General features: G+C 57.7%; 25 protein-coding genes. 11 read left to right on the forward strand and 14 right to left on the reverse strand.

Features of this window, described 5'->3' with window-relative positions; genetic code table 11:
- A partial coding sequence (locus JL474_RS14860; protein WP_203142680.1) for a hypothetical protein occupies positions 1–715 on the reverse strand: 715 nt, incomplete at its 3' end.
- Positions 715–873 (reverse strand): MerR family transcriptional regulator, encoded by a 159-nt coding sequence (locus tag JL474_RS14865; RefSeq protein WP_236012291.1) that lies wholly within the window; start codon positions 871–873, stop codon positions 715–717. The genes JL474_RS14865 and JL474_RS14860, both read right to left, overlap by 1 nt.
- Positions 874–1,063: 190 nt before the next feature.
- Here JL474_RS14865 and JL474_RS14870 point away from each other — a divergent pair, with 190 nt between their 5' ends.
- A complete protein-coding gene (locus JL474_RS14870) occupies positions 1,064–1,741 on the forward strand; it encodes an XRE family transcriptional regulator (protein WP_203142681.1) in 678 nt (225 codons plus the stop codon).
- A 6-nt stretch (positions 1,742–1,747) separates the two neighbouring features.
- Here JL474_RS14870 and JL474_RS14875 read toward each other — a convergent pair whose 3' ends face one another.
- The 3 genes from JL474_RS14875 to JL474_RS14885 form a co-directional block, all read right to left on the reverse strand.
- Positions 1,748–2,362, reverse strand: a complete 615-nt coding sequence (locus JL474_RS14875) for a hypothetical protein (RefSeq protein WP_203142682.1) — start codon at positions 2,360–2,362, stop codon at positions 1,748–1,750.
- Between the two features lie 4 nt (positions 2,363–2,366).
- Positions 2,367–3,356: a DUF262 domain-containing protein gene (locus JL474_RS14880; RefSeq protein WP_203142683.1), complete on the reverse strand. Its 990-nt coding sequence runs from the start codon at positions 3,354–3,356 to the stop codon at positions 2,367–2,369.
- A 144-nt stretch (positions 3,357–3,500) separates the two neighbouring features.
- On the reverse strand, positions 3,501–3,917 hold the full coding sequence (locus tag JL474_RS14885; protein WP_203142684.1) for a thermonuclease family protein: 417 nt from the start codon (positions 3,915–3,917) through the stop codon (positions 3,501–3,503).
- Positions 3,918–4,361: 444 nt separating this feature from the next.
- Here JL474_RS14885 and JL474_RS14890 point away from each other — a divergent pair, with 444 nt between their 5' ends.
- Positions 4,362–5,399, forward strand: a complete 1,038-nt coding sequence (locus tag JL474_RS14890; RefSeq protein ID WP_203142685.1) for a NotI family restriction endonuclease — start codon at positions 4,362–4,364, stop codon at positions 5,397–5,399.
- On the opposite strand, the gene JL474_RS14895 is transcribed toward JL474_RS14890, so the two are convergent.
- Together JL474_RS14895 and JL474_RS14900 are read right to left on the reverse strand one after the other, a co-directional pair.
- Positions 5,396–6,622, reverse strand: a complete 1,227-nt coding sequence (locus tag JL474_RS14895; RefSeq protein WP_203142686.1) for a DNA cytosine methyltransferase — start codon at positions 6,620–6,622, stop codon at positions 5,396–5,398. The genes JL474_RS14890 and JL474_RS14895 overlap by 4 nt on opposite strands.
- A 388-nt stretch (positions 6,623–7,010) precedes the next feature.
- Positions 7,011–7,238: a hypothetical protein gene (locus tag JL474_RS14900; RefSeq protein WP_123636148.1), complete on the reverse strand. Its 228-nt coding sequence runs from the start codon at positions 7,236–7,238 to the stop codon at positions 7,011–7,013.
- A 400-nt stretch (positions 7,239–7,638) separates the two neighbouring features.
- Here JL474_RS14900 and JL474_RS14905 point away from each other — a divergent pair, with 400 nt between their 5' ends.
- Both JL474_RS14905 and JL474_RS14910 read left to right on the forward strand, forming a co-directional pair.
- Complete coding sequence (locus JL474_RS14905; protein WP_203142687.1) at positions 7,639–8,643, forward strand: Solitary outer membrane autotransporter beta-barrel domain; 1,005 nt, start codon at positions 7,639–7,641, stop codon at positions 8,641–8,643.
- A 69-nt stretch (positions 8,644–8,712) separates the two neighbouring features.
- Positions 8,713–9,273, forward strand: a complete 561-nt coding sequence (locus JL474_RS14910) for a phosphonate degradation HD-domain oxygenase (RefSeq protein WP_203142688.1) — start codon at positions 8,713–8,715, stop codon at positions 9,271–9,273.
- A gap of 128 nt (positions 9,274–9,401) precedes the next feature.
- Here JL474_RS14910 and JL474_RS14915 read toward each other — a convergent pair whose 3' ends face one another.
- The gene (locus JL474_RS14915; protein ID WP_203142689.1) at positions 9,402–9,542 is read right to left on the reverse strand and encodes a hypothetical protein; all 141 of its coding nucleotides are present in this window, start codon (positions 9,540–9,542) and stop codon (positions 9,402–9,404) included.
- A 169-nt stretch (positions 9,543–9,711) separates the two neighbouring features.
- Here JL474_RS14915 and JL474_RS14920 point away from each other — a divergent pair, with 169 nt between their 5' ends.
- Complete coding sequence (locus JL474_RS14920) at positions 9,712–10,260, forward strand: DinB family protein (RefSeq protein ID WP_236012292.1); 549 nt, start codon at positions 9,712–9,714, stop codon at positions 10,258–10,260.
- A gap of 24 nt (positions 10,261–10,284) precedes the next feature.
- On the opposite strand, the gene JL474_RS14925 is transcribed toward JL474_RS14920, so the two are convergent.
- The gene (locus tag JL474_RS14925; protein WP_123636152.1) at positions 10,285–10,656 is read right to left on the reverse strand and encodes a VOC family protein; all 372 of its coding nucleotides are present in this window, start codon (positions 10,654–10,656) and stop codon (positions 10,285–10,287) included.
- A gap of 403 nt (positions 10,657–11,059) precedes the next feature.
- Here JL474_RS14925 and JL474_RS14930 point away from each other — a divergent pair, with 403 nt between their 5' ends.
- Positions 11,060–12,184, forward strand: coding sequence for an efflux RND transporter periplasmic adaptor subunit (locus JL474_RS14930; RefSeq protein WP_203142690.1), 1,125 nt, complete (start codon positions 11,060–11,062; stop codon positions 12,182–12,184).
- Positions 12,184–15,255 (forward strand): efflux RND transporter permease subunit, encoded by a 3,072-nt coding sequence (locus tag JL474_RS14935; RefSeq protein ID WP_203142691.1) that lies wholly within the window; start codon positions 12,184–12,186, stop codon positions 15,253–15,255. Before JL474_RS14930 ends, JL474_RS14935 begins: the two co-directional genes overlap by 1 nt.
- A 372-nt stretch (positions 15,256–15,627) precedes the next feature.
- Here the strand turns inward: JL474_RS14935 and JL474_RS14940 are convergent, their stop codons facing one another.
- Together JL474_RS14940 and mqo are read right to left on the reverse strand one after the other, a co-directional pair.
- Positions 15,628–17,361, reverse strand: coding sequence for a carbohydrate-binding module family 20 domain-containing protein (locus JL474_RS14940; protein WP_203142692.1), 1,734 nt, complete (start codon positions 17,359–17,361; stop codon positions 15,628–15,630).
- A 279-nt stretch (positions 17,362–17,640) separates the two neighbouring features.
- The gene (mqo, locus tag JL474_RS14945; protein ID WP_203142693.1) at positions 17,641–19,152 is read right to left on the reverse strand and encodes a malate dehydrogenase (quinone); all 1,512 of its coding nucleotides are present in this window, start codon (positions 19,150–19,152) and stop codon (positions 17,641–17,643) included.
- A gap of 271 nt (positions 19,153–19,423) precedes the next feature.
- Between mqo and nhaD the strand changes: the two genes are divergently transcribed.
- Positions 19,424–20,674, forward strand: a complete 1,251-nt coding sequence (gene nhaD, locus JL474_RS14950) for a sodium:proton antiporter NhaD (RefSeq protein ID WP_203142694.1) — start codon at positions 19,424–19,426, stop codon at positions 20,672–20,674.
- Positions 20,675–20,688: 14 nt separating this feature from the next.
- Here the strand turns inward: nhaD and JL474_RS14955 are convergent, their stop codons facing one another.
- Positions 20,689–21,444, reverse strand: coding sequence for a lysophospholipid acyltransferase family protein (locus JL474_RS14955; RefSeq protein WP_203142695.1), 756 nt, complete (start codon positions 21,442–21,444; stop codon positions 20,689–20,691).
- 217 nt (positions 21,445–21,661) lie between these two features.
- On the opposite strand from JL474_RS14955, the gene sorT reads away from it, so the two are divergent.
- The 3 genes from sorT to JL474_RS14970 all read left to right on the forward strand — a co-directional run bounded on the left by sorT (position 21,662) and on the right by JL474_RS14970 (position 24,015).
- The gene (sorT, locus tag JL474_RS14960) at positions 21,662–22,870 is read left to right on the forward strand and encodes a SorT family sulfite dehydrogenase catalytic subunit (RefSeq protein WP_203142696.1); all 1,209 of its coding nucleotides are present in this window, start codon (positions 21,662–21,664) and stop codon (positions 22,868–22,870) included.
- A gap of 116 nt (positions 22,871–22,986) precedes the next feature.
- Complete coding sequence (sorU, locus tag JL474_RS14965; RefSeq protein WP_328797832.1) at positions 22,987–23,217, forward strand: SorU family sulfite dehydrogenase c-type cytochrome subunit; 231 nt, start codon at positions 22,987–22,989, stop codon at positions 23,215–23,217.
- Positions 23,218–23,388: 171 nt separating this feature from the next.
- Positions 23,389–24,015 (forward strand): Rossmann-fold NAD(P)-binding domain-containing protein, encoded by a 627-nt coding sequence (locus JL474_RS14970; protein ID WP_203142697.1) that lies wholly within the window; start codon positions 23,389–23,391, stop codon positions 24,013–24,015.
- A 213-nt stretch (positions 24,016–24,228) separates the two neighbouring features.
- On the opposite strand, the gene msrB is transcribed toward JL474_RS14970, so the two are convergent.
- Together msrB and msrA are read right to left on the reverse strand one after the other, a co-directional pair.
- Entirely contained in the window at positions 24,229–24,657 is a 429-nt protein-coding gene (gene msrB / locus JL474_RS14975; protein ID WP_123636162.1) for a peptide-methionine (R)-S-oxide reductase MsrB, read from the reverse strand.
- A gap of 11 nt (positions 24,658–24,668) precedes the next feature.
- Positions 24,669–25,316 (reverse strand): peptide-methionine (S)-S-oxide reductase MsrA, encoded by a 648-nt coding sequence (gene msrA, locus JL474_RS14980; RefSeq protein ID WP_203142698.1) that lies wholly within the window; start codon positions 25,314–25,316, stop codon positions 24,669–24,671.
- Positions 25,317–25,470: the final 154 nt, after the last annotated feature.

The raw sequence follows: 25,470 nt of genomic DNA on the forward strand, positions 1-25,470 counted from the left end.
GTTGGCCGGTGTCCCAGGCGTCGCGCAGGGTGATCAGGCGGTCGAAGGCCGGGCTGTGGTAGTGCTGGCGTTCCAGTTCGGTCAGTAAGGCGTCGGTGAAGCTGGCTTTGCTGCGGGCGAGGTAGTCGTCCGGCAGGTCGGTCCGCACTTGGGTTAACTGGTCCAGGCGCTGGCTCAGGGTGGTAAAAAGTCCTTCCAGGGCCAGAAGTGGCGTAGGGGTTGGGCGGGGGCCCTGGAAGGGAACGGAATCGTTTTTTGCAGCCTGCTGGATGCGGTTGAGCAGGTCCTGCTGGGCCTCCCCTGCCGCTTGGTGCAGGGTGTTGTTGAGGCCTTCGAAGGCGTCTCGCATGCCTTCGAGCTTGATGGCGCTGTCGATGGCGGCACTGCGTTCGCCGTGGTTGAGCAGGTTCACGCCGATCTTGTGGACGGTCTCGATGGCGTCGCGCTGGCTGACGCGGGTGAATTCGACGTCCAGGCCCTTGAGGGCTTTGCAGGCGCGGCCCATGGCGTAGGCGGCGAAGGGGATGACTTCGGACGGGCAGGCGCACAGGTAGTCGCTCAGCAGGCTGTGCAGGCGATGGGCGGCGCGACGGTTGGTGCCGCGCAGGCTGGCGTTGTGCAGCAGGATGCGGTGGGCCCGGGCGGCGTTCAGGTCGCGCTGTTCCCAGGCTTTGACGGCTTGCCAGAAAATGGCATTCAGTTCGGCCTGTCCCATTACCAGTTCTCCTGCTCCATGGCGTCTTTGGAGAGCAGAGCGATGTTCACGAGCCGGGGTTTGCCAACCTTCAGAGAAGGCAGGTGGCCTTTTTCGATCATGCCCCGGACCTGCCCTTCCGTGAGTCCGGTCAGTTCGGCGAAGCGCTCCTGGGTCATGACTGGAGTCGCTAAGAGAATGAGTTGCTTTTGCTCGTCCACTGTTTTGCACTCTGCTACACTGTTTTTCACAGTTATCTGCCAACAATTAAGCAGTAAACTGCCCACAAGACAGAATATAGACATGCGGAAACGCTTAGTCAACAGTAAACTGTTAACTTTTTGAGCCTTAAACTGCGAAAATCATCTAATGAGCGACGATCATTCGAAGGAATCACAGGAAACTGCGGACGAAACGGGCTTCACCGAGCGCCTGAAAGGCCTTGTTGAAGGGGGTTCTGCCAGATCCTTTGCCCAAAAGGCGGGAATGGGCGATAGCACGTTCAGAAACATCCTGAATGGCGCAATGCCCCGACTGGACAGTTTACTGCGCATTGCTAAGGCGGCAGACGTATCGGTGGAGTGGCTTGCAACAGGCAAAGAGACTCAGAAACCCACCTTCGATTTCGAAGATGAGTTCGCTCTTGTACCTGGTTACAACATCCAGGTGGCCGCAGGAGATGGAAGAATCGCGGGAGAAGAATCACCATCCCGGGAGCTGGCGTTCCGCCGAAAGTGGCTACGGTTCCGTGGTTTGAATGAAAACAACCTCGCACTGGTTTTCGCCAAAGGCGATTCCATGGAACCGACAATCTCTGACAACGAAACGGTACTGATCGACACCAGCGAAAAGAAGCTCAAAGACGGGCAGATCTTTGTGATCCGAAATGGTGACCACCTGCTCGTGAAGCGGATTCAGACTCTTTGGAATGATGGGGTCCAGCTGCTGAGTGACAACAAGGAGTATCCGCCGCAGGAGATTGCGAGTTCGGATCTGGAACAGCTGGAGGTTATTGGGAAGGTTGTTTGGGTTGGAAAAGACTTATAAATCATATCACCTTCCCGATGCCATTTCTCTCAGCACGATTTTAGTACCAGTGAGGTAAGTCACAAGACGGGGTCGTGAAAACCGTTTAGATGAGGTCAGGAAAACTCCAGGAGTGACCTTTGCGTTGCCCCCATAAGCCTGACGGACCAGGGTCCGAAAATCCCTCTTTGCCGATGTCGTCTTATGAGCCAAAACATTTCTAACTATTCTCATTTCATTGATAATTGTACCGTGATTCTGAGCCTGCCTAACAAAGGGATCTGATGCAGGAATAACATGCTCGACACTTTCCCTTATAAACCTAGATTTCGTCCATTTTAGATTGAGAACTGGCTTTCGTCTTCCATGAGATAAGAAATTTGAGCGAGCAGAGGACATTGATGGAGATAAAACTGTAAGTGCAGGTGACGTTCCATTAGTATAAACGGCTCCGGAAGCCAGTTTAAACGCTATATCACTTACACCTTCCTCGAACGCCGAAAACAGCCGTAGCATTATGAGCTCAGAGATAAAGTGCTGATACCTTGCCTCTAAAGACTGGGCATCAACCCTATAAGAGTCTAATTTATCTATCTCAGAGATAATCCGCCTGAGAGTAACTTCCAGCTTGGGATTAGCCATAAAACTACAAAAACTTATTAATATACTGATCTCTTATTCTTCGCTGCTTGATACGCTGAGTAGTCGAAGTGCTCGCATTATAGAACTCTACATCTTCCTCCGATTTATTTTCCGGTGAATTAAAAATCTCATCAATCCTCGCAAGCGCAGCACCCAACTTTTGTGGTTCAACACCACCTTTTCCATCGATCACCATCATCAAGGAGAAGAGCAAAGGCTGCCTGCTAAATATTGTATCGGCAATTCTCTCTGCGTCGACCCTAACCAACGTATCAAAAATATTATCTATACGATCAAGTATCTGTCCTGCCTCAGGAAACTCAATATCAAAATCTTTGTACATTTTATTGAGTTTCGAAGCAGAGAAATCAGAAAGCCCATTCATAAGGTTGTAAGCAATATCAGCAATGAACTGCACCTCGTTCATCCTGGCTATATCATTTGCACTAAATACACCATAGTCTCGCCAAAAGTTTATTTTTGAAGATGCAATCTTAAGACAAAACTGCTTCATTTCACCGCTATAAAGTGCATTCCGCTTTTCCTGAGCATTCAATGTTTTGCTGATCGAGTTTATCCTACCAAAAATATCAATTACATCTTCATCAGTGGCCCCCAACAAATACCCTACCGGTAGAGCAGTCAAAAGAAAATCTTGTCGTTGAGCAGGCTTAAGCTCTGAAAATAAGACCTTTTTATCATGGCCTGGATGACGCGCTCTAAAACCATCTTCGTAATACTCGATAATAGTCCTTGACCTTTGCTGACCATCTACAACCTCTTTGACGCTAATCTCACGATCAAGGTCTAGAGAATGCCTAACGTAAATTACAGGTACCGGCTTATTTTCAAATAGCGTGTTGATTAGATAAGATTTTTGGGCAGAATTCCATACTGACCGACGTTGATACCACGGGGATAACTCAAGCTCACCGCTTTTTTGCAAGTTGATGAGATCTTGAATAACAATTGACTGATAATCTACTCGATCCATAAAATTATCCAAATTTCAATTTCGAAATTCAATTAACTAAAAAATCTCTAAAACGCAAACATTTTCTGAAAAGCTTAATACGAATAGCTAATTAGAACAACTTAGTAAAAAAGGGGACAGATTTATTTTCGATCCCCTGCTGGCTTACAGCGAGCACCACCCAGACTTAGTTCCGCCGTCATACTCATGAGCAAGGTTGGCATCCAGCACCTTTTCTCCTAGCTCCTGGCCGTCGACGTAGACGTCAGCCACAACGCGAAAGTACTTACCGCGGTCGATATTGCGGAGCTCTATGACGTCGGCGTTTGCAAGGATGCCTTTGACCAGATCCCGTGCTTCCCGGGCTTTCTGCTTCTCGCCGGCGCACTTTCCACGGATCTCCGGGGTATCGATGCCGTTGACGCGGATGCCGATCTCATGGCCCAGGAGAGCCGGCCATTCGTTGATGTTCACGGTGATGGTATCCCCATCGTACACCCGGACAACCTCATCCACTCGAACACTGCCATAGTCCGCCCAGGCGATAGCCGGCAACAATGCGAACAATACTGCCCACTTCATGGATTCCCTTACTTCTGATTGGGTTCAAGTTGAGTGCGGTATTCTGCCGCTTAGGCTCGCGGAAACAAGCAGTTAATGAGGATATGACGAGAATGTGGCTTCGATATTTAGAGACGGGATGGTGTCAGATCTCTCCCTGATAAGTCACACCACTAGGCAGCTGTCGCGGACACCAGACTTCCATGCAAGCTTTGCAAGGATGCGCTTAACGCAAACTCGCTATGTTACTGAATAACAAACCAATTCTTAGACGCGAACGCAGATAAGAAAGTAGAAAATATCTCACACTCCGATAAAACAAAAGAAAAAAGACTCTCCACTGAGCATTACCCGCATCGGAATACGATCGCAACCCTTAATTACTTGATGAACGGAGCAATCTCCTACACTATCCTACACAATACTGCACACTTAACACCGCTAGGCGAAAAGAGAGAGCTTCAGATGACAGTACCCGCCCCTCGATGGGGAATCGCGGAATGGTATGGCAAAGACATTAGGAGAATGACTGCGGAGGAGCGCAGGAACGCCGCTTTGCTAGCCATAGAACAAGAAGAGTCACAAACACCACCAACAGCTCCAGTGTGCCCCCACCTATCAACACTAGTGCCCGGAGCTAAGTGCAACAAATCTGGCGGTGTATGCAGTATTAGAAAATACTCCATCGATTCCGACGGCATAACGAAGCCATCAGAAGACGAAAAGGTTGTAACGATCTGTCCTTTGCGGTTCTTGCAGAACATAGGAGACAACGAGTCTCTGTTCGACTGGATCGGCGCAAAAATGCTCGATACCAAAAACCCGGCGATCATCAAAGAAACGCCATTTTTGCACACTATTTCGGACAAAGCAGGTACCGAAAACCCATCCCAAGGCTCGACGATGGCCGGCAGAATTGACTGGATTGTTGTGGATCCAGAATCTGCAGAGTCAAAAATCCTAAACTGGTGCGCAATAGAGACGCAGGCTCTCTATTTTTCAGGCCAAAAAATGAAGCATGAATTCAAGGCCTATGCCGAGCACCCAACGGATCTTCTATACCCCAGTGCCTACAGACGCCCAGATTACCGAAGCAGCGGCCCCAAAAGGCTAGGCCCACAGCTTGACGTCAAAGTTCCAGTTCTTAGAAATTGGGGAAACAAGTTGGCCGTCGTTATAGATGGTTACTTTTTCGAAAAAATGAACAAGCTTGAAGATGCAGATCCTTTTGCAAAAAACGATGAAGAACACCGAGATAACGCAGATGTGGTGTGGTTTGTCGTAGATTATGACGATGACCTAAATCTAGTCGCCCAAAATGTTGTTTTCACAACACTGGAAAGCTCAAGAAAAGCTTTAAGCGGCACTGCGCCTATCAGCAAGACAGCTTTCAATGAGGGGCTAAGGGAGCTCCTTTCGAACGAGGACCGTGGCAACAAAGTGTTTCTAAAAGAGAACTCAAAAGGCACTCTGCCTAACATTCCTTCAGCAGCTAAAAACTAAAGGCTAAACTGCATCTGACCAGCTTGGGCTTCTTTGACAGCAATTTTTTCAAGAAGCCCAGCCATCTTGCAGCCTATCGCATAAGCCAGAAGTGGAGGCACTGCATTCCCCACTTGTTCATACTGTTCGGCTTTCGTACCCAAGAAATGAAAGTGGTCGGGGAACGTCTGAATTCGAGCAGCTTCCCGAACAGTAAACGTTCTATCCTGAGAATAATGGAAATAAGCCCCCCAGTGAGGATCGCACTTCGTCAGAATTGTGGAGGCCAAGCCATCAGGATGCACCCTACCGTAGCGTTTCGTGTGATCTGAACGTCTAGCCCGCTGCATCCCTTTAGGCAGAAGCTCAAATGGAATATCGGTCCAATTCCCTCCAGGAGGAATATAACTAGCTCGCTTGATATTCACAGCCCCGAGAATTGGGGGCTCATGATTGACAACTTTCGTTGACCCAATGCGCATAGCTTTCTGGAAATCATTTTCTGGAGAGGTGCGATATTCCTGGACTTTCAAAACCTTATCCCCGACTTTGATCTCAGGAAGGTCGCCGATAGCCTCGCGAACTGTAGTATGCGGTGGCAGTTCAATATTACTGGGGAGTGCTACGATGCTCCTTCCGGCAAAACTCGAAGTGAAATTGACACGCATGGGCGCATTCCGAAGCGGTTCCGGATAGGCATCGAGAGGATCGCCGTCTTTTACGCCTACAACGATGGTTCGCCACCGAGTTTGAGGAACACCGAAATGTGGAGCATATAGAATCTTCACATCTGCGTTGTAACCGAGATCTTCTAGCGCCAACAAGATCGCTTCCAGAGTCGCGCCCCCCTCGAAAGAGACAAGACCTGGAACATTCTCGATCAACACAGCTCGAGGCTGGAACGCTTTAACAAACTTAAGATAGTGCCGAAAAAGATGGTTTCTCTCGTCTTCAGAACTGCGATTAGGCGCGTTAATCGAAAAGCCCTGGCAAGGCGGTCCACCAGCGATTAGATCGAGTTCGCCAGCCTTAAGACCCAGCTTGTCCTTGACCTCCAAGGGATCAACAGAACGAATATCATTCGTCTCAACGAACGTATCTGTGTGGTTAGCCATATAAGTTTGCGAGTAGCGCGGTTCAACTTCGTTGGCATAGAGGCAATGAAAGCCAGCCTCTCTCAAACCCTCGGATAAACCGCCGGCTCCGGCAAAGAGATCTATCATTTTCCAAGCTGAAGCGCTCACTTATGACTCCCTGATCGACACGCACAAAAACGTGTACAAGTATACAGTTGCGAAATCGCAGATGGAAAAGGAGTTTTAGAAAAAATGAGATAGAAGTGTCAACGAAGTGTCCACACGATAGTGGCGATGCGTGGCCTTCTGTGGAAGGCAGATTTTATAGAATGCTGATTTACCTGGAATTGTGGCTTTCTGTGTAGCACTGAAAGGGTCAGGCGACGGGTTCGATTCCCGCCGTCTCCACCAAGATCCCACGAAAAAGCCCCTGATTTTCAGGGGCTTTTTTTATGCCTGGAAAACATCATCGCGACGGCGGGAATCGAACCCGCATTCACTAGGACGCAAAATGAAAAAGCCGCTCGATTGAGCGGCTTTTCTGACTTTGCCAGCGTTATTCCCCAACCGCCCTCTGGCGTTCCGGCATGATGTCTGCACCGGTATCGGCGGTTAGAATCCTGAGCAGTTCTTCCGCTTTCTCAAAGGTCATCCCGACCTGGACCAGCTCGCCGTTGGAATCAACGACTACGTGGTGTTCCCTGACGATCTCGCCATGTTCACCCGCGTGAGACACCTTGAGCAGCTGGTAGCCGTCCTCACTCTTCAACACGGTAACGGGCATTCGGCTCTCTCCCCTCATTAATGGTCTGTGGATACAAATGAGTGTGCCATGGGCCAAACATGACGTGTGTAGCATTTTGAAAGGCAAATGTTTTATTGATTTCACATTGTGTCTGCCCCCTCGCGACGAGCATTCCGTCGCACAATAGCGCCCTGAGCGGCGGCTCGGGCGTTCTGGACGGGATCGGCGGACCCGGGGACAGGCGAATACGCCTCCCTCTCAATTAATTAGGTTGCAACCTGTCATCCACACTCACAAGCCGTTACGTAACCTTCAACGACAGAAACATGAGCACGTGCGCCGACGAACCAGCCAACGCCAGAAATATCCCGACACCGCCTTGCCCAAGGCTCGGCTAGACTGGAACCAGACACACCTTTTCCAGGAAGGGTCCGCCTCTATGACGCTCGCTGCCCGGTGCGCCGCCTGGCTCCTGTTGCTAACGTTGGTGCTTTGCCAGACCACGCGGATGCTGGCCGCATCGGAGTTGGATCGGGCCACTCGCAATGTGCTCTCGGCCAACTACACCCTCGCAATACTGCTCACCAACGGCGATGCGGTTCGTTTCGGTTTCTGGAACTTCAATCCCAACGACTACTTCGAACTGGATAACGATGATCTCGGCTCGGCCGATTCCGCCCAGTTGCGCCAGAGCATCACCACCGCCAGTCTGCCCTTTGACTGGACCCTGCCTATCGGTGATCAGGGCGATACACTGACCTATACCGGCAAGGTGGCGTACATCGCGCAGGAGCAGGATGCCCAGTTGGTGGTGTCCGATGAGCAACGCAAGGACAAAGTCTACGAGCAGATCGTCTCCGCCAGTGCCGGCGCCGCCTGGACGCATCCTTTTACCAAGCCCGTGACGGTCACCTTCGGCAGCCTGGTTCACTGGATGCGCTACAAGAACGACACCAACTACAACACCGCCGCCTCACAAGCCGTGCAGTCGGAGCTGGATGGCACCCTGACCAATATCACCGTAGATGCCCTGGTGGCTGAACCCACGCTGACGCTGGGTTACAGCCGCCCCATCATGGGGGCGGATTGGGATTTCTTTTCCGATTACCACTACATGCGCGGTCACACCATTGGCACCCGCAATCCGGCCCATGAAGCCGATCCGGAGGCCTGGTTCTGGTCCAACGGCGTCCGCATTCGCAATCCGATCATTTCACGCTTCCTGCCGGGCCAGAACATTTGGATTCGTGCGGCACGCATCGATGTGGGCGGGGACATCGGCGATCAGCTTGGCAACAGCTATTACTACGAGGCCGGTCTGGCCTGGCTACTGGAAGCCCGCGGGCGGATTCCGCTGGTGGACAACGTCGCGATCGGCGTGAACTTCAACTACGGCAGTGTGCTCAGGGGCGGCAGCCTGATTTTCACCTTCAATGAGGACTGACCTGTCACCGCACCGTCATGATTCATGGCCACACTGGGTGGCTTCGCTTTTCGCCCGGATTGAATCGACATGCCTGACACCAACGCCTCGATCGTCACCCAGCTGTCCGATCTTTTTGACGCCTACGGCGCGCGCGACTACGGCGAGCACTGCACCCAGTACGAACACATGGCCCAATGCGGTTGGTGGGCGGACCAGCGCGGCTGCAAGGAGCCCCTCGTCCTTGCCGCATTCCTGCATGATATCGGCCACCTGATTGCCGAAGACCAGGCGCTGCCCGAACGCGACCGCTGGGGCTACCGCTTCCACGACTCGCTGGGCGCAGACTGGCTGGAGGCCCGCGGTCTGCCGGCCACCGTCACGAACCCCATCCGTTTGCACGTGCAGGCCAAGCGCTATCTGGTCGCGACCCGGCCCGGCTATGCTGACGGTCTGTCCGCTGCCAGCCGGGTTACCCTGGCGCAACAGGGCGGCCCGTATGACGCCGCGGCGTGCCGGCAATTCGAAGCGCACCCCGGCTCCGCCGACGCCGTCGTCCTGCGTGAACTGGATGAGTTGGGCAAGTCGGATGACTTCGAGTTGCCGCCCATCACCGTATGGCTGGAACGCCTCCGCCGCTTTGTCGTTTGACGTCTTTACGCTTCAGAACTGCCAGGAATCGATCGGAAAAGTACGTCGCTCGATAAGATCGCCCTGGGGCGAGTAGCGGAAGTAGCCGAAGAAGCTCTGCCCGGCCATCCAGGCGTCAAACCCGGCGATCAGGTTTTTCCGGTTATCCACCAGATTGAAATAGCGGGCTTCACAGCAGCTTTGTCGACGTCGGGGCCTTCCCGCTCGATCTCCACGAGCCGATACGGATGGGCCAGGACAAGTACCCGGCGCAAGTAACGTTCGATCATCGATCTCCCCTCCCGGATAAAAGGAGCTTCATGATAATCGCTTCTCATGACCGGATGATGGCAAGGCGTCAGAGCGGTACAGAATGAGGTCCCGCGGCTGGACGGTCTGTACCTTGACGGCGTCGGGCTTCCGGCGCAGCGTATGGTCATCTCACCAAGGAGCGGAACCATGTCTTTGAAGCAGCAGTTCACTCTCATGGCGGACTACAACGCCTGGATGAACGGGAACCTCTACCGCCTCGCCGCCGGGCTGGACGACGGGGACCGGTCGCGGGATCTCGGCGCCTTTTTCGGTTCAATCGAAGGCACGCTGAACCACATCCTGGTGGCGGATCTCATGTGGGCCAACCGGTTCCGGGTGCATCCGGCCCGTTACCGGTGCCTAGACGAACTGGACCACTTACCCACGCCGACAACCCTGTCCGAGACCCTCTACCGGAGCTTCGCCGAATTGCACCAGGCCCGCGACACCATGGACCGCATCATCGCCGATCTGATCGAAGCCAGTGACGAGCAGGATTACGCGGTTCCCCTGCACTACCGCAACGTCAAAGGGGAGCCATTGACCCGCGCCTTCGGCCCCCTGCTGATGCACCTGTTCAATCATCAGACGCATCACCGCGGACAGGCCACCACACTGTTCCATCAATTGGGCGTGGACGTCGGCGTCACCGATCTGTTGGTGCGGATTCCCAACCAGGGCCCCGAATCACCATAAGGCTGCGGGCCCCTGCTGGAGGTCTTAACCAAAATGGAAGAAGGCGACCTTGTTGCCGTCCGGATCGCGGATGTAGGCACCGTAGAACTGGTTGGGAATGCGCTGCCCGGGCTCGCCGTCGCAGGTGGCACCGAGCTCGATCGCCTTGGCGTAGAACGCATCCACCGCTTCCTTGGAACCGGGTTGCAGGGCCACCATGTTGCCGTTCCCCGGATGGTTGGGCTCTTTGTCATAGGGAATGCAGACCGCCACCATCGGCTCTTTCATGGAACGGCCGATAAACGCGATGCGCTCCATATCCAGCAGCAGTTTGGCGCCCATGTCGGCCAGCAAGGCCGTATAGAAATCCTTGGCGCGGTTCATGTCGCTGACACCCAGCGTGACGTAACCAATCATGGATCAACCTCCGGATTGTTTTTATGGATAACAACTTAAATACGTCTTAGTGGTCGACATCATGCCCGGAAATGTCATAGGTTTGCCATGATTCCGGCGTCAAAATCCAAATTCCGTAAAAAACCGTAGTTATTTAGGCAATATACGGGTTTTTACCTATGCCAGTGCATGGTAAAAACATCTATTGGTGTCGGTTTGGATGGAACCTGGTGTGCGCTGCTGCTTTTTAGGCGGCCCTGTGCCCGAAAAGAAAAACGGAGCCACACGCCTACCCCCCGGTAGGGAAGACCAGACCTCCCCACACATTCACAGCCGTGCCGGTGCCGAAGGACAGTCGGCGTGACCGGTCACGCACAGCTGTGGCAATCATTCGTGTTCAAGTGACGGAAATCAGGACTTTCTCATGCGCACCGCGTCCCGCTTTGCCATTGTTATCGTAGCTCTCCTGGTCGTGCTCGGCGGCATCTTCGGCTATACCTTCTATCGCTTCGGCCAGATGCAGAAGCAGTTCTCACAGCCGCAGCCGCCGGCCACGATTGAAGCCACCACCGCCAAAAGCACCACCTGGGTCCAGTCCATCAAGGCGGTGGGCAGCGTAACCGCCGTGAACGGCATTGAAGTCGCCAACGAAGTGGCCGGCGTCATCAAGGAGCTGCGCTTCGAGTCCGGCGACCGCGTGGAAAAAGGCGATGTGCTGCTGACCATGGACAGCGCCACCGACGAGGCGGCCCTGCGCACCACCCGCGCCGAAGCCAAGCTGGCCGAGCAGCAGTTCAAGCGGACCGCCAACCTGCTGCCCAAGAAGGCCATTTCCCAGGCCGAGTACGACGAGGCCCAGGCCAACCTGGAAGCCGCCAACGCCCGTGTGAAGGAATCCGAGGCCACGCTTGAGAAGAAGGTCATCAAAGCGCCGTTTGCCGGCGTCCTGGGTCTGCGTCTGGTGGACCAGGGCCAGTACCTCGGCGTAGGCACGCCGATCGTCGAGATCAACATGCTGGATCCCATCTACGTGGACTACACCATCTCCGAGAAGGATCTGGCCAACGTGGATGTCGGGTATGACGTGGAGGCCACCGTGGCCGCACTGCCGGGTGAAACCTTCAAGGGCAAGGTCAGCGCCATCAACAGCTCGATCAGCCCCGAGACCCGGACCGTCCGCGTCCGCGCCACCCTGCGCAACCCGGATCGAGAACTGCGCCCGGGCATGTTCGCCACCGTTCAGACGGTTCGCCCGGCCGAACGCGACGTCGTGACCCTGCCGCGCACGGCCATCTCCTTTAACACTTACGGCGATTTCGTCTATGTGCTGAAGAAGAACGACGACGGCCAGCTGGTCACTGAACGCCGCAGCGTCGAAACCGGCGCCACACGCGACGGCCGGGTTGAGGTCACGAAGAACCTCGAAGCCGGCGAGCGTGTGGTGGCGACGGCTCTGCTGCGCCTGCGGGCGGGCCAGGCGGTCGAGATCACCAAGGACGACGATGCCCCGGCCAAGGATGACAACAGTGGCGAGGAGGCCAGCAACTGATGCGCTTCACGGACATATTCGTTAACCGGCCGGTACTGGCGACCGTCGTCAGTCTGCTGATCCTGCTGCTCGGGGTCCGTAGTGCCATGGAAATGGAGGTGCGGGAGTATCCGTTGCTGGAAAGCACGACGGTCACCGTCACCACCAGTTATCCGGGCGCCAGTTCCGACCTGGTCAAGGGCTTTATTACGACGCCGCTGCAACAGGCCATCGCCGAAGCCAGCGGTATCGACTACCTGACCTCCACAAGCTCCCAGGGCACCTCCACCATTCAGGCCCACATGGAGCTGAACTACGACGCCAATGCGGCGCTGGCCGAAATCCAGGCCAAGGTGGCCAGTCAGCGCAACGTGCTTCCGGCGGATGCACAGGACCCGGTCATCACGTCCGAGACCGGCGACAGCACGGCGTTGATGTACATCGCCTTCTACAGCGACACCATGGACGTGCCGAAGATCACGGACTACCTGACCCGGGTGGTCCAGCCCAAGCTGCAGGCCCTGCCCGGTGTGGGTAAAGCCGAATTGCTGGGCCGGACATTCGCGCTGCGGGTCTGGCTGGATCCGGAGCGCCTGGCGGCCGTCGACATGACACCCACCGACGTGGTGCAGATTCTGCTGAAGAACAACTATCAGGCGGCGGTCGGCAACACCAAGGGCGACCTGGTGCAGATCAGCCTGACCAGTGACACCGATATTGGCAGCGCCGAACAGTTCAAGAATCTGGTCATCAAGGAAGACAAGGGCACGCTGATCCGTCTGGGCGACATCGCCCGGGTCGAACTGGGATCGGAAAGCTACGAAAACCTGGCGCTGTACAAGGGCAAGCCGTCCACCTACGTCGCCATCAATCTCTCGCCGGGTGCCAACCCGCTGACCGTTGCCGGTCTGGTCAAGGGTGCCCTGCCGGACATTGAGGCCCAGTTGCCGGAAGAGCTGAAGGTGGAACTGCCGTACGATGCGTCCGAGTTCATCGACGACTCCATCAAGGAAGTCATCCAAACGCTCTGGGAAGCGGTCCTGATCGTGTTGGTGGTGGTCTTCCTCTGCCTGGGGTCGCTGCGGGCGGCCATTATCCCGTCGGTGGCGGTGCCGCTGTCGATCGTCGGCGGCGCCTTTGTGATGCTGTCGCTGGGTTACTCCCTGAACCTGCTCACCCTGCTGTCGATGGTACTGGCCATCGGGCTGGTGGTGGATGACGCCATCATCGTGGTGGAGAACGTGCACCGACATATCGAGGCGGGCGAATCCAGGTTCGACGCGGCGCTTAACGGCGCGCGGGAAATGGCGACGCCGATTATCGCCATGACCACAACGCTGGTAGCGGTCTACGCGCCGATCGGCTTTATGGGCGGTCTGGTGGGCTCGTTGTTCACAGAATTCGCCTTTACCCTCGCCGGCACCGTCGTGATCTCGGGCATCGTGGCGCTGACCCTGTCGCCGATGCTCTCGGGCAAGGTGCTCAAACCCCACGGCAACCCGACGAAGTTCGAGACCAAGGTCGAGAACTTCTTCAACGGACTGGCCGGCGCCTACCAGCGCGCCTTGTCCTCCAGCCTGGAGACCAAGTCCGTCACCATCTTCTTCGCGGTGATCGTGCTGTTGTCGATCGGTGGCATGGTCAAACTGAGCAAAAGCGAGCTGGCGCCCAGTGAGGACCAGGGCATTCTGCTGTTCCAGGGCACCGCACCGCAGACGGCGACGCTGGACTATTTGCAGAAGTACGGCGATGAAATGCAGGACGAGTTCGAGAAGCTGCCCGGCTACGACGAAACCTTCATGCTGCTGGGCATCACCAGCCCCAACGCGGTCTTTGGCGGTTTCAAGATGAAGCCCTGGAGCGAGCGGGATATTTCCCAGTTCGAGGTCCAGCCGATCCTGCAGAAGGAGATCTCCAAGATTACCGGCCTGCAGACAGCGGTGTTCCCGATTCCGTCCCTGCCCGGTTCCAGCGGGGGTCTGCCGTTCCAGTTCGTCATCACCACCGGCAAGAGCTATGAAGAGCTCAATAAAGTGGCGGACGACCTGCTGGCCAAGGGCATGCAGAGTGGCAAGTTCATGTTCCTGCAGAAGTCGATCCAGTTCGACCGGCCGGTCACCACCATCAACGTGGATCGCGACCGGGTCGCCGATCTGGGCCTGTCGATGCAGGATGTGGGTCAGGCCATGTCGAGCATGTTGGGTGGCGGCTACATCAACCGCTTCAATATGGAAGGGCGCTCCTACCAGGTCATTCCGCAGGTGGAGCGCAGCGCCCGCAAGAACGTGGAAGACCTGAACGACTACTACATCCGTGCCGACTCGGGCGAACTGGTACCCCTGAGCAGCGTGATCAGCTTCAGCAAGTCGGTGGAACCGTCCCAGCGGACGCAGTTCAACCAGCAGAACTCCCTGACCATCCAGGGGATCCCGCTGGTGCCGCAGGGCGACGCCATCAACTTCATGAAGCAGGCGGCCAGCGAGGTGTTCCCGCAGGGCTTCACCTACGACTTCCAGGGGGACTCGCGCCAGTATGTGCAGCAAGGCAGCGCACTGGCGGTGACCTTCTTCCTGTCACTGCTGGTGATCTACCTGGTTCTGGCGGCCCAGTTCGAGAGTTGGCGTGACCCGTTCATCATCCTGGTGTCGGTGCCGATGTCCATCGCCGGGGCCATGGCGTTCATGGTGCTGGGCTTCACCACCATGAACATCTACACCCAGGTGGGACTGATCACGCTGATCGGGGTGGTGTCGAAAAACGGGATACTGATCGTCGAGTTCGCCAACCTGTTGCAGCACGACAAGGGGCTGAACAAGCTGGAGGCCGTGATTGAGGCTGCGGCCATCCGACTGCGTCCGATCATCATGACGTCCCTGGCGCTGATCGTGGCCATGGTGCCGCTGCTGATCGCGGTCGGCCCCGGTGCCCAGAGCCGCTTCGCCATCGGCCTGACCATCGCCACGGGCCTGGGCATCGGCACGCTGTTCACGCTGTTCGTGCTGCCAGCGTTCTACGTCCTGCTGGCGAAGGACCACAACGCCGATCAGGATGAGGCGGCCAAGGCCCATGCCGAGCCGTCTGAATCCCACTGATTGGTTGTGGTGAGCATGATAAGGGGCCCTTCAAGGGCCCCTTTTTTATTGCGTATGTCCTGAGCAGACCTTGGGAGCCTGAAACCAATGGCTGCCATCGCTTCCGTCGCCTAAGAGGGCCGTCCATGGCCGCTTAGGCGACGAGGACATCCTGCCCTCTGCTCCAGCGATAGCAGCCATTGGTTTCGATCTGGCCTTGTGCAGGACGCCACGGAAGTACAGAACGGGTTGGGAGGTGGGTAAGAATGGTGGGCGCCTGGCGGCGCCTCAGAAGCTGAAGCATCTGCTACACCCTCGAGTCGGCTGGGCCATGTAGCCGACGCTTCAGCTTCGGTGGGCCCATCAGGGCCCTAAAAAGATTTGACGACGGCCTCAAAAACTCGCCGTCGCGGTCACCGACGATCCGGCGCTTTGGCCGGCCAGTGTGTTGTTACTGCCACTCTGCCAGACCTGATCCTGCGACGGATCGCTTTCGTTCCGTTTGAGGCATTTCCACTCGACATCGGTCTGCGCCGGAATACCCACGTCGCCCGTCCAGGTCGGGTAGTTATCCGCGGACAGGATGACGGCGGAAGCCGGATCCCAGTTGCCCAGTTCGGCGATATTGCCGGTCACGTAGACACTCTGGCCCAGCGTCGTCGTTCCGTTCTGGCACTGGAAGGTCACCGTCACGTCCGTACTGCCACCACTGCCGGAACCGGTGTCCGAACCGGAGTCAGAGCCATCGCACGCGGCTCCGGTATGCAGCGCCGCCGCTTCCATGCCGGGCACATTCAGGGTGACCTGACCACCGGATACAGTCACGCAAGCGTTGTCGCCGGCCACGTTGTGGTAGCTGCCGTCCGGCATATTGGTGGTGAAGGTGCGGCTCAGGTCACTGCTCTCACGGTTGATCACGACGAAACCGACGCTGCCCCGGCCGAAGGCGATCTGGTTGTTGCCGTTGTCCCACCAGTGGTTGACGCCGGTGCCGTCGGTCTCGTTACGGAAGGCCACCATGTTGGCGATCGACGACCAGCGGTGTTCGCAGATCCAGTCGCTGCCGCACTGGGCCTCGCCGTTCTGGTAGACGCTGCTGGACGGCGGCCCCTGGTCGCTGTCGGAAAAGGCGTAGCTGGACATCACTTTGGGATAGCCGTACGGCCAGGCCAGCATGAACACGTTGGCCAGGTTGTAGAGCGCACCGTCCTTGTAGGTCAGCACGTTGCTGCCGCCGGCGCCGTGGCCGCGCTGGTTGTCGTGGTTGTCGGTGAACACCACGGCATTCTGGCTGCCGATAAAGCCCCAGTCCTCGCCAAAGTTGCTCAGGTAGGACAACTGCTGGTTCTTGAACACGTCGCCGATGTTGGCGCTGTACTTGAACTCGGTGACGTCGCCCTGGCCGGTGTATTCCGACGAACTGATGGCTTCGCCACCCAGGTCGATCACTTCCTGGAAGGTGTAGATGTTGCCGTTGAGCCGACCCAGGATACCGCTGATGTCCCCCGGCGCCATGTGCTTGGCAGCGTCCACACGAATGCCCTTTACCCCGAGGTTGATCATGTTGTTGATGTAGTCCGCGACCGTCTGCTGGACATAGCTTGCGCCAGTATCCAGGTCCGGCAGCCCCACCAGCTGGCAATTGCGCACCCGCCAGGCGTCACTGCTGTAATCGCCGCTGTTGATGGTACAGGTGTCGTGGAAGTCGTTGCTGCTATAGATGGGATAGGTTTCGCTGCCGCTGTCGTAAGACGAGCCTGCGGTGCCGGTCCCGCTGCCGTTCGCCATGTGGTTGAATACGGCATCGGCATAGATATCCACACCCACCGCGTTGCAGCGTGACACCATGTTGGCGAAGGCGGCCGCGTCGCCGCTGCGGCTGTTGAGCTGGTAGCTCACCGGCTGGTAGCGGGTCCACCACTGGCTGCCCTGGATATGCTCCTGAGGCGGCGACACCTGAACGGCCGAATATCCCTTGGGCCCGAGGAAGTTCTCACACTCCTGCGCCACATCGTCCCAGGACCATTCGAACAGCTGCACAAAGACCCCGGCATGGGCCTGTGAAGCCGATCCCAACAGAAGAAGAGCGGCGGCCAGCCAAGGCAGCCGTTGCTTGACGTGTTTCATTGTTCGCTCCTTTCGCCTCCCATTCCGGAGACGCTTCTTGTATTTGTTTTGGAAGACGACATCCCTCGGCCAACCCAACGGGCAAACCGCTGCGAATGTCAGAAGTCACTGTGCGCCGGTCAATAATCCACCAACAACATCCACCGGTGGCGGATTCGGGGCGTAGGAATGGGGAGGACAGAGATCGATTGGCAGGGTAATGATTAGAAAAGCGACAGGTTTCAGGAAAGGCGAGACCCCGGCGCCGGTGATTCCGGTACCGGGGATCGGCGTGCGGCCTTAAGCTTCTTCTTTTTCGTTTTCTTTCAGCTTGTTCAGTCCGAGCGTGGCCAGCGTGCGGCTGCGAACCGTGTCCAGCAGTTCGGCATCGTCCACCAGGGACTGGCCGTAGGACGGGATCAGCTCGCGGATCCGTGCCTGCCATTCCGGCGTCTTGAGACGATCGCCGAAGCAGCGTTCCAGGACGTCCACCATGGCGTTCACCGCCGTAGACGCACCCGGGGAAGCACCCAGCAGGGCTGCCAGGGAGCCGTCTTTGGCCGCCACGATCTCGGTACCGAATTCCAGCTTGCCGCGACCGTCGTCGGATTTCTTGATGATCTGAACCCGCTGGCCGGCGGTCTGCAATTTCCAGTTCTGTTCCTGCGCATCCGGGAAGAAGTTACGCAGGGATTCGATCCGGGCGTTGTGAGACTGGAACACTTCCTTGATCAGGTAACGGGTCAGGTCCATGTTGCCTTTACCCACCTGCATCATGGGGACGATGTTGCCACCGCGAACCGACGAGAACAGGTCAAACACCGAGCCCTGCTTGAGGAACTTGGTGGTGAACCCGGCAAACGGCCCGAACAGCAGGGCCGGCTCGCCATTGATGATGCGGGTGTCCAGGTGCGGCACCGACATCGGGGGCGCGCCCATCGGCGCCTTGCCGTAGACCTTGGCGTGGTGACGCTTGACCACATCCGGCTTCTGGCAGACCAGCCACTGGCCACTGACCGGGAAACCGCCGTAACCCTTGCTCTCTTCGATCTCGGATTTCTGCAGCAGCGGCAGCGCACCGCCACCGGCACCCAGGAACACGAAACCGGCTTCGATCTTCTTGGTCTCGCCGGTGTTTTCGTCCTTCAGACGAACCTTCCAGCGGCCGTTGTCGCGCTGGGCCAGGGTCTTCACCGGATGATTCAGCAGCAGTTCGAAGTTGGGCTGATCCTTGAGGAAATCGATCATGCTCCGGGTCAGGGACCCGAAATCCACGTCGGAGCCGTGCTTGACCCGGGTCGCCGCGACCGGCTGGTTGGGGTCGCGGTTGCTCATGATCAGCGGCATCCACTCACGCAGGGTGTCGGCGGACTCGGTGAACTCCATCTCCCGGAACAGGTGATGGTTACTGAGCTTCTCATGCCGCTTGCGCAGGAAAGCCACGTCCTTCTCACCCCAGACAAAACTCTCGTGCGGAGTGGGATTGATGAACTTGGAGGGCTCCGGAAGGATGTTCTTTTCGACGAGGTACGACCAGAACTGAAGTGACAGTTCGAACGACGCGTTGATATTCAGCGCCCGTTCAATCTGCACGTCGCCGTCATCGGTTTCCGGCGTGTAGTTGAGTTCACAGTAACCGGCGTGGCCGGTACCCGCATTGTTCCATCCGTCGGTGCTTTCATGGGCCACGTGATCGAGACGTTCGACCATGACGATGTCCAGGGACGGATCAAGCTGCCTGAGCATCATGCCGAGAGTGGCGCTCATGACACCACCACCGACCAGCACGACATCTGCCTGTCTTGCAGTCATTAGCTTGCTACCTTCAATCTGAGGTGATCGAAAATGTTACATAATTATTTTGAGGCGCCAATTATCCGTATTTTTGACGCAAGATGAAATTGCTTATAGCAATGGGTACGAAATTCGCATGACCAAAGCAATCATTCCGGTAGCTTATCAAATGCCATCCGAGTAAAATCGCCGGCTTCGCCGAGGTATCTGCCCCAAACAAGAACAGAATTCGGCACTCCCCTTACACACCATTATTTCTGTTAAACAGCCTGCGGATGGTTTGTCCTTTATGCATTGGTTGGAATTTGTCCTGATCAGCTTCGCCATTTTGGCGCTTCTCGGCGTGATCTTTGAGGAGGTCACCCACGTTAACAAAGCCAAGGTCACCCTGTTTTTCGGCACCCTGTCCTGGCTCATGCTTTTCCTCTTCAGCCCGTCGGAAGGCCATACCGAATCGGTCGCCGAAGGATTGGCGGAGAGCATATCCGAAATCGCCAGCCTGTGGCTCTTCCTCGTGGCCGCCATGACCTTTGTGGCCTATTTGAACAAGAAAGGCATGATCGAAAACCTGATCTATCTGATCATGCCCAAGCGCATCAAGGAGAATCATCTTCTCCTGCTGACCGGGCTGTTCTGCTTCATCTTCTCGTCCCTGGCGGACAACATTACCGCCACCCTGGTGTCCTGCGCCCTGATCCTGTCCCTGCATCTGGACCGGAAAAAGCAGGTCCGATTCGTCACCCTGGTGGTCTTCGCGGTCAACTCCGGCGGCGTGTCGCTGATCACCGGCGACGTCACGACGCTGATGATCTTCCTGGCCCACAAGGTCGAAATCCTGACCCTCCTGGCCCTGGCCGTGCCGGCCGCGTTTGGCGTCTTCCTGCTGGCCCTGCTGCTGTCCCGGGGCATGCACGAAGAGGTGGTGCTGGTTCACGAACGCAACGACGTGCGCCGTGTGGACGTCATCATCGCCGTGCTGTTCCTGTCCACGATCATTGCCACCATCGCCTGCAACGTATTGTTCCAGGTGCCGCCGGTGCTGATGTTCCTGTTCGGGCTCTCGGTCATGTTCCTTACGTCCCGTTTCCTGAGTACGGATTCCGACCTGGACCCGATCATCGAGTACGTGCGCACTATCGAGTTCGATACCCTGTTCTTCTTCCTGGGGATCCTGCTGATCGTTGGCATGCTCAAGGAAATCGCGGCACTGGGCAGCTTCGTCGAGGTTTACCATGTGCTGCCGCCGATCGCCGCCAACTACTTCATGGGCATCTTCTCGTCACTGATCGACAACGTGCCGCTGACCGCCGCACTGCTCAAGGCGGGGATCGACATGACGCCGGGTGAGTGGCTGGGCTTGACCTATTCGGTGGGTGTGGGCGGTTCCCTGCTGGTGATCGGTTCCGCGGCGGGTATTGTCGCCATGAGCAAGATCCCGGGCCTGACCTTTGCCAGCTACCTGCGCTACAGCCTGTTCCTGCTGGTCGCCTACACCATCGGCTACGGCGGGGTTTACCTGCTCGGCCTGTTCCTGCACTGACGCCGGGCCGGGCGTCAGGCCCGGCCTCGCTCCCGCTCGATCCGCCGCCGGACTTCCGCCATCAGCTCGGGCAGCTGCTCGCGGCTGTATTGGCGGCTGTCCAGCGGCTCGCCCACGCAGAAATCCACCTGCTGGCCCAGGTTGATGTGCCAGGTGCGCGCCGGCAGCACACGCTCATTGCCACGAATCCCCACCGGCACGATGATCGCCTGGGTATCCAGGGCCAGGTGAAAACAGCCTTTCTTGAAACGACCCAGTTCGCCATCCGGGGAACGCGTGCCTTCCGGCGCAGCCCACAGCACAATCCCGCTTTCCATCATGGTCTTGGCCCGCTCCAGATCCGCCAGGGCGCGATCATGGTTGGAGCGATCGACGGACGGGAATTCGGCCGCCCGCATCGCCGGCCCCAACAGGGGAATGCCGAACATTTCTTTCTTGGCCAGCATGCGGATCGAACCCGGCAGGGCCACGAAGCTCAGCGGAATATCGTAGTGGCTGGCGTGGCTGCAGAGGATGATGTAGCGGCGGCCGTCCTCGAAATCCGGAATCTCGCCCCGCACCCGCAGGTTGACCCGCACCAGTCTCAACAACAACGCTGACCAGTCGCGGCAATAGCGGTCCACCTTCTCCCGTGTCAGGCGCCCGGTGAGCGACCGCAGCAGGACCAGGGACGAATACAGCGCGGTCACACCGACCGAACCGACCACCACCCCGATGCGTCGCATCAGCGTGGCGGATTCGGCAATGGGATTAACGGTCAGGCGGATCATCGGCCGGGATACCTCACTTTCACGAACGTCTGCCAGCGGCGCCTGCCGCTGTCGCAAGGGGCAACATATTAGTCCCTCAGCCAATAGCCGAATAGTCTAAAGGTCATCTTGATCACTTTTCGGACAGAGGCTAAAGACACAGTATGGCCCGTGCCCAGGGAGCTGTTGAGCCGGCCACTCGACATGGTGAGATCTGACAACGACAAGGAGAACGGCCATGGTCACCCTGAACCGGTTCAACAGCGATCTCCCCCGACTGACCCGACGCCAGATGCTGGCGGGCAGTGTCGGCACCCTGGCTGCCCTCGGCCTGTCTGGCATCCCCCTGCGGGCCAGCGGCGACACAGCCCCGATTCCCGATTTTATCAAATGGAAGAAGACTGACGCGCTGATTATCCACAGTGAGAAAACGATGGAGACCCGGCGCGACGCCATCGACATGAGCGTCATCACGCCCAACAACATCCTGTTTGTCCGCAACAACCTGCCCACACCGTCGGAAAGCATCGTCGCCGACCCGGATGCCTGGGAGGTCAGTTTCAGTGGCGTCAACAACCCGCGCTCATTGACCGTCGGCGAACTCAAGCGGCTGGGTGTGGAAACCGTCGCCACCGTCCTGCAGTGCTCCGGCAACGGCCGTGCCTTCTTTCCGCATGGCGCCAGCGGCTCCCAGTGGAGCGTGGGTGCCGCCGGCTGCGTGCTCTGGACCGGCGTTCCCCTGCGGCAGGTGATCCAGGATCTGGGCGGTCCGGCGTCCGGCGCCCAGTACATCACCAGTACCGGCGGTGAGGAACTGCCCGCCGGCCTGGATGCCGACACCGTAAAAGTCGAAAGGTCCGTCCCGCTGAAAGCACTGGATGTGGCACTGCTCGCCTGGGAACTGAATGGCGAGCCGCTGCCGCTGACCCACGGCGGACCGCTGCGCCTGGTGATTCCCGGCTACTACGGCGTCAATAACGTGAAATACGTGAAGCAGGTGGCTTTCACCGATGTGCAGTCCACCGCAAAGATCCAGGTTTCCAGCTACCGTATCCGCGATGTGGGTGAGAAAGGCAGCCCCGAACAGCCGTCGATGTGGGAAATGAACGTGAAATCGTGGATTACCGGACCGCTGGAACAGGCCAAGTCCGGGCCGCAGATCATCCACGGCGTGGCCTTCGGCGGAGCCAACGCGGTGAAAAGCGTGGAGGTGTCGCTGGACAATGGCAAGAACTGGCGGGCCGCTGAGTTCGTCGGCCCCGATCTGGGCCGCTATGCCTGGCGCCCCTTCATGATCGCGGTCGATCTGAAACCCGGCGAGTACCGCATCGTCAGCCGGGCGACCAGCGCCGAAGGCATCACCCAACCCCGGGAGCGGCGTGACAACGAGCGGGGTTACGGCCATAACGGCTGGGACGATCACGGCATCACGTTAACCGTCAGCTGATGGCCGCAACCATGTCCGTCTGCAAGGGAGGGCCTGCTCGCTGGGTTTTGCTGGCGACCGCCCTCCTCCCGGGCACAGTCCTGGCCGACGGGGATCCCTCAACGCTGGGTCGGCGCGTGTTCACTGAGCTGGCCCAGCCCTCGTGCGGCCTGTGTCATACGTTGCAGGATGCGGGCACGACCGGTCAGATTGGTCCCGATCTGGACACCCTGAAACCCAAGCCGGAACAGGTGGCCGCCGCCGTGCGCGGAGGAGTGGGCATTATGCCGGCGTTTGCGGAGAGTCTGTCGGAAGAGGAGATCAACGCGGTCGCCCGTTATGTGGCCGGGGTGACCGGTGGTGATTGAAGAGAAAAAAGCATCGTCCCTGATGCAGATGAGCTCCCTGCCACATTGGCTATCACCACAATGCAGTCGTTGCTGAATTCAATGTACGACGTCCACATGACAACCGGATGACAGCCAAAACGCATTTCAGGTATGCCATACTCGGGCCTCACCGCTTTCTGGAGCAAAACCATGGAATTGCTGCTGCTCGGCGCCACTGGCGCAGTGGGTCGGGAAGTCCTGGAACTGGCCCTCAACGACCCGTCCATCCCGACCGTGACGGCACCCACACGCCGCCCCCTGACGCCTCACGACAAACTGCACAACCCGGTGGTCGATTTCACCATGCCATTGCCCGCCGCCGGTTGGTGGAAAGCCGACGCCCTGCTCTGCTGCCTGGGCACCACGATCAGGAAGGCGGGCAGCCAGGCGGCCTTCCGCGCCGTGGACCACGACCTGATTCTGGAAGCCGCCCAGAAAGCGCACGATTACGGCACGCCGGTGATGGTGCTGAATTCCTCCCTGGGAGCCAACAGCGCCAGCCGCAACTTCTACCTGCGCACCAAGGGCGAAACGGAAGACGACCTGCGCCGGATCGGTTTCCGGCGCCTGGCGTTGGTGCGCCCATCGCTGATCGACACGGACCGGGAAGAAGCCCGCTTCGGGGAAAAAGCCGGCCTGATCGCCAGCCGACTGCTGCGCCCGATCATTCCGGCGCACTACCGCGCCGTGCCAGCGCGTTCGATCGCGCGGACCATGCTGGATTCGGTGCTGGGCAGTGACGGGGTCCGGGTGATCGAGTCGGAGGAGATTCGGTAGGAAACGGCACAAAATCAAGCCGTAGGTTGGGCTGACGCAGGAAGCCCAACAATCCAGATCCGCCGGCCAACTTCTTCCCATTCAATGGGGAGGGAGGCTAGTGTCCCACGAGAACGGAAATGCCCTGTGCCCGCTCATTTTGTTGGGCTTCCTGCGTCAGCCCAACCTACAACCGAAGGTGCCCCGGCGGGACACCCCGGAATCAGGTCGATCTCACTCGCCCTTCGGCACAAACGTCATCGCCACGGAATTAAGGCAGTAACGCTGACCGGTCGGCGGCGGGCCGTCAGGGAAGACGTGACCCAGGTGGCTGTCGCAACGCGGGCAGCGGATCTCCGTGCGCATCATGCCGGCGCTGTGGTCTTCCAGGTAGCGGATGTGGTCCGGATCGAACGGGGCAAAAAAGCTCGGCCAGCCGGTGCCGGAATCAAACTTGTGTTCGGAGTTGAACAGCGGCAGATCGCACAGGCGACAGTGATAGACGCCGTCCTGCTTGTTATCCAGCAACGTGCCGCAGAAGGGATGCTCGGTCCCGTGGTCCAGCAGTACCTTGCGCTCTTCGTCGGAGAGGCCCGCGGCCAGTTTGTCGATGTCGTCCGGGTTCAGCGGGGTCAGGTCGTAACCTGCGTCGGATGTGGGCATGGCCAGGCTCCTTAAACGGAATCGTCGTTGTATTCGGGTTTCAGGCGGTCACCAAAGCGGTCGCGCAGTTTTTCCATCTTGGGCGCGGCGACCGCCATGATATACGGCTGAAAGGGATTACGCGCGGCAAAGTTCTGGTGGTACTCCTCGGCCGGGTAAAAGGCCTCCAGCGGCTCCAGGGTGGTCACCACCGGCGCATCATACACTCCGGCGGCATCCAGCTTGCGGATATAGGCCTCGGCCACCTGTTTCTCGGCGTCGGTCGCATAGAACACGGCCGACCGGTACTGGGTGCCTCGGTCGTTGCCCTGACGGTTAAGCTGGGTCGGGTCGTGGGCCACCGAGAAGAAAATCCGCAGCAGCTCGCCAAAGCTGGTTCTTGCCGGGTCGTAGCGGATCTCGATCACCTCGGCGTGTCCGGTATTCCCGGTGCAGACCGCCTCGTAGTTGGCGGTTTCCGCAGCGCCTCCGGCATAGCCCGACGTGACGGCCTTGACGCCATCCACGGCGAGGTAGACCGCCTCGGTGCACCAGAAGCAACCACCGCCGAAGACCGCCCGCTGCTCACCGGCATCGGCCGGCAGCTCCAGATCGGTATCCGGTTCGGGAAACCGGCTGCGCGGGACATTCATACCCGGCAGATCACAGGACTGGCTCATGATTCCTCCTGACGCTCATTGGCGCATTACAATGCGTTGACCTTCTATTTTGTGGGCTAACGCGGGGATTTACCAATCGCGGAAGTCCCCCATTGTTGGCGGCTATGCCTGCGACATGTCGATCCCTTAACGGTTCCGCATTTACCCCCGGTGC

Source organism: Marinobacter mangrovi (genome assembly GCF_016798325.1).
GTDB lineage: Bacteria > Pseudomonadota > Gammaproteobacteria > Pseudomonadales > Oleiphilaceae > Marinobacter_A > Marinobacter_A mangrovi.